Source organism: Arthrobacter sp., from assembly GCF_030540645.1.
Classification (GTDB): Bacteria; Actinomycetota; Actinomycetes; order Actinomycetales; family Micrococcaceae; genus Specibacter.
On sequence record NZ_JAUNVV010000135.1, the window covers coordinates 1 to 4,373 of the forward strand.

Sequence of the window (4,373 nt, forward strand, 5' to 3'; positions counted from 1 at the left end):
CTTTAGGCGTGTGTGGTGAGCCATTCCTGAGCGAGAGTTGCCTGCAGGTTCAGCGCCCGGCCAATGACGGGCTCAGCTGCGGAGGCGATCTTCGCACCCAGGAACGGCACGGCTGAGGTGACCTCCCCTGACAGCGCAACCAAGGTTGATCCGCCGTCAGCCGTCAACTTTTGCACTGCGCTGACATCAATCGGGGCCTTGGCCACCGTCAGCTTGATGGTGTTGGTGCGGGAACCGTCGGATGCCGGTGCGCTCCAGGACTCATCTTGAGTGACAGTTAGCGTCGTGCCGATAAAATTCTTCACAATGTCAGGCATCCGGGTTGTGGGCAGCGTGCGCACAGTCTGAGTGGTGAAAGCAGCCGTGGTGGGGCCACTGATGCTGAAGGATTTGAGTTCCCCGCCCACTTGTTCACTGACATGCTTGACGAAGTCGGCATTGGTAAAGACATCCGTCACGCTCTGGGCCGGGGCCGAAAGCGTCGTTGAGGCGGCAAGCGCCATGATTCCTCCAAATATGGGGGCGGTGTGTTTCGGGCAGTTCCTAGGATACCAAGGCCCGCCAGCCACGAGTAAGCTGGAATGGTTCCGGAAGCTTCCCAGCGAATTTCTGGGCTTTCGTGCTGCACACGGCACGGCATTCCACACACTTTAACGGCGGCCACGCTCACGCCAAGGAGAAAATCACCCATGAGTCTTGCAGGGTTGCGGTCAGCGCTGTCACAGGATCCAAGCTTCGCCCGGGTTCGCACTTTTGCAGCCGCCGATCCGGCGAGCCGCAGCGCAGACGTCGCCTTCAGCGCACCGGCCGGCATGCGCGCGGTGTTGCTGGCTGAGGCGGCGGACGGTTTGGCTGAGGCCGCTGCAAACATCGCCTCCAGTGCAAACGCTGCTGGCCGCTCCGGGGTGGTACTGGCCGTGACGGCCACGGGCCGTGAAGCCGAGGACACCGTGGCTGCACTGCGCTCCTACCTGCCGGATGCCGCCGTGGCGGAATTCCCCAGTTGGGAAACCCTCCCGCACGAGCGCCTGTCCCCGCGCTCCGACACCGTAGGACGCCGTTTGGCCGTGCTGCGCCGCCTGGCCCATCCGGAGTTCGATGCCGGGACCGGCCTGCGCGTCGTCGTCGCACCCATCCGTGCGGTGGTGCAGCCGCTTGTGGCCGGCTTGGGCGAGCTGGTTCCGGTCCGGGTGAAGGTTGGCGAGGAAATCGCGTTCACCGAACTCATCAAGCGGCTGGCCGATGCCGCCTACGCCCGCGTTGACATGGTCACGCGCCGCGGCGAGTTTGCCGTGCGCGGCGGCATCCTCGACGTGTTTTCGCCCACCGAAAACCATCCCGTCCGCATTGAGTTCTTTGGCGATGAAGTGGAGGCCATGCGCTGGTTCAGCATCGCCGACCAGCGCACGCTGACGAGCGTCACCGGCACCATTGCCCACCCCGCTGAACTGTATGCACCGCCGTGCCGGGAAATCCTCATCACCCCCACCGTGATGAGCCGGGCCGCCAAGCTGAAGGATTCGATGCCTGCCGCCGCCGGCATGCTCGAAAAGATTGCCGGCGGTATCGCCGTTGAGGGCATGGAGTCCCTCGCCCCGGCCCTGGTGGATTCGATGGTGCCGATGACCTCGCTGCTGCCTTCCGGGTCCATCGTGATCGTGCTGGACCCGGAAAAGGTCAGTGCGCGTGCCCACGATCTGGAATCCACGAACGAGGAATTCCTTGAAGCAGCCTGGTCCACGGCGTCCGACGGCGGCACCGCACCGTTGGATTTGGCCTCGGCCAGCATCTCGGGCGGAAGCGTCGACTTGTCCTCCGCCGGCTTCAAGTCGCTGGCTGCGACCAGGGAAGGCGCATTGGATGTCGGGGTGAGCTGGTGGACGTTGAGTTCCCTGGCACAGGACGAAGAGCTTGACACTGGCACCGACGTGTTGAATCTGCATGCCCGCGAACCTCGCGGCTACCGCGGCGACGTGGCGGAAATGATGGAATTCATCGGTTCGCGCATCAAGGACCAGTGGCGCGTGGTGGTGGCCACCGAAGGCCCCGGCCCGGCCCAGCGGTTGGCCGAGCTGTTCCACGAAGCCAACATCCCGGCGTCGCGCGTGGAATCACTGGACCATGAGCCCGAGCCGGGCATCATCGAAGTCACGACTGCGGACACGGGCCGCGGCTTTGTCTTCGACTCGCTGAAGTTGGGACTGCTGACGGAAGCGGACCTGCTGGGGCGGGCGTCGGCCGTGTCCACGAGGGACATGCGCAAGATGCCCTCCAAACGGCGCAACGCCGTGGACCCACTTCAGCTGGCGGCGGGGGACTACGTGGTCCACGAGCAGCACGGCGTGGGCAAGTTCGTGGAGCTGATTCAGCGCAAGGTGGCCGGGGGATCGGCAAGCGCGAACGGCAGCGGTGCCGGGCTGCGCGAGTACCTCGTGCTGGAATACGCGCCTTCCAAGCGTGGGGCGCCCGGGGACAGGCTGTTTGTACCCACCGACCAGCTGGACCAGGTGACGGCGTATGTGGGCGGGGACTCCCCGGCCTTGTCGAAGATGGGCGGCTCCGACTGGGCTGCGACGAAGTCCAAGGCGCGCAAGGCTGTCAAGGAGATTGCCGCGGACCTGATTCGGCTGTATTCGGCGCGCATGGCCAGCCGTGGGCATGCCTTCGGGCCGGACACGCCGTGGCAGGCTGAACTGGAGGAGGCGTTCCCGTACGTGGAGACCCCCGACCAGCTCGTGGCCATCAACGAGGTCAAGGCGGACATGGAGAAGGAAGTTCCCATGGACCGGTTGATCTCCGGCGATGTGGGCTACGGCAAGACCGAGATCGCCGTCCGCGCCGCGTTCAAGGCCGTCCAGGATGGCAAGCAGGTGGCTGTACTGGTTCCCACCACGTTGCTGGCGCAGCAGCACTACGAAACGTTCAACGAGCGCTTCTCCGGATTCCCCATCCGGGTGCGCCCGCTTTCACGCTTCCAAACCGCCAAGGAATCCAAGGAAATTGTGGAAGGTGTGAAGAACGGGTCGGTGGATGTTGTCATTGGCACGCACCGCCTGCTCTCCAAGGACTTCGCGTTCAAGGATCTGGGTCTGGTGATCGTGGATGAAGAGCAGCGTTTCGGCGTTGAGCACAAGGAAGCGTTGAAGAAGATGCGTACCAACGTCGACGTGCTGGCCATGAGTGCAACGCCCATTCCGCGCACCCTTGAAATGTCCATGACCGGCATCCGCGAAACCTCCACACTGGCCACCCCGCCGGAGGAACGCCACCCCGTGCTCACGTACGTTGGTGCCCACTCCGACAAGCAGGTGGGGGCGGCCATCCGCCGCGAGTTGATGCGTGAAGGCCAGGTCTTTTATGTGCACAACCGGGTTAAGTCGATCGATCGCACGGCGGCGCACATCCAGCAGCTGGTGCCGGACGCCCGCGTTGCAGTGGCCCACGGGCAAATGAGCGAGTCAAAACTGGAACAGATCATTGTGGACTTCTGGGAGAAACGCTTTGACGTGCTGGTGTGCACCACCATCATTGAAACCGGGCTGGACATTTCCAACGCCAACACGCTGATTGTGGAGCAGGCCAACAACTACGGGCTGTCCCAGCTGCACCAGCTGCGCGGACGTGTGGGTCGCGGTCGTGAGCGCGCCTACGCCTACTTCCTCTACCCGCCGGACAAACCGCTGGGCGAGGTGGCATTGGAGCGGCTGAAGGCCGTGGCTGCCCACAACGAGCTGGGTGCCGGCATGGCCCTGGCCATGAAGGACCTTGAAATTCGCGGGGCGGGAAACCTGCTCGGTGGGGAGCAGTCCGGGCACATCCAAGGTGTGGGCTTCGATTTGTACATCCGTCTGGTGGGCGAGGCAGTGGCTGAATTCCGCGGTGACGGCGAGGAGCGGGCCGCAGAGATGAAAATCGAGTTGCCCATCAACGCCCACCTGCCGCACGACTACGTGCCGGGGGAGCGGCTGCGCCTGGAGGCTTACCGCAAGCTGGCAGCTGCGCTCACGTTGGACGGTATTGCCGAAGTGCAGGCTGAACTCATTGACAGGTATGGGGAACTGCCGCCGCCAGCCGTCAACCTCATAGCCGTGGCGCACTTCAAGGTACTGGCCCGTGCTGCAGGGCTCACCGATGTTGCGCTACAGGGGAACTTCATCAAGTTCGCCCCGGCGGAACTGCCCGAATCCAAGGAGATGCGACTGACGCGCATGTACCCGGGTTCCCTGGTGAAGCCCGCGCTCAATGCCGTGCTCATCCCCAAGCCCAAGACGGCCCGCATTGGCGGACGCGATCTGGCTGACGCCGAGGTCCTGAAATGGGCGCAGGGCGTGCTGGAGGCCATCTTTGAAACGACGGCGGCCAGCCTGTAGAGC

Annotated in this window: 2 protein-coding genes; one reads left to right on the forward strand and one right to left on the reverse strand. The window is 64.0% G+C overall.

Annotation, left to right across the window (positions count from 1 at the left end; genetic code table 11):
- Nucleotides 1–2: 2 nt before the first annotated feature.
- Nucleotides 3–503, reverse strand: coding sequence for a DUF2505 domain-containing protein (locus Q4P21_RS15840; RefSeq protein ID WP_303389685.1), 501 nt, complete (start codon nucleotides 501–503; stop codon nucleotides 3–5).
- A 186-nt stretch (nucleotides 504–689) separates the two neighbouring features.
- Here Q4P21_RS15840 and mfd point away from each other — a divergent pair, with 186 nt between their 5' ends.
- Nucleotides 690–4,370, forward strand: a complete 3,681-nt coding sequence (gene mfd / locus Q4P21_RS15845; protein ID WP_303389686.1) for a transcription-repair coupling factor — start codon at nucleotides 690–692, stop codon at nucleotides 4,368–4,370.
- Nucleotides 4,371–4,373: the final 3 nt, after the last annotated feature.

Excerpts from the sequence above, each read along its gene's own strand:
- Q4P21_RS15840 (WP_303389685.1), bottom strand. The coding sequence starts at position 503 with ATGGCGCTTGCCGCCTCAACGACGCTTTCGGCCCCGGCCCAGAGCGTG.
- mfd (WP_303389686.1), top strand. The coding sequence starts at position 690 with ATGAGTCTTGCAGGGTTGCGGTCAGCGCTGTCACAGGATCCAAGCTTC.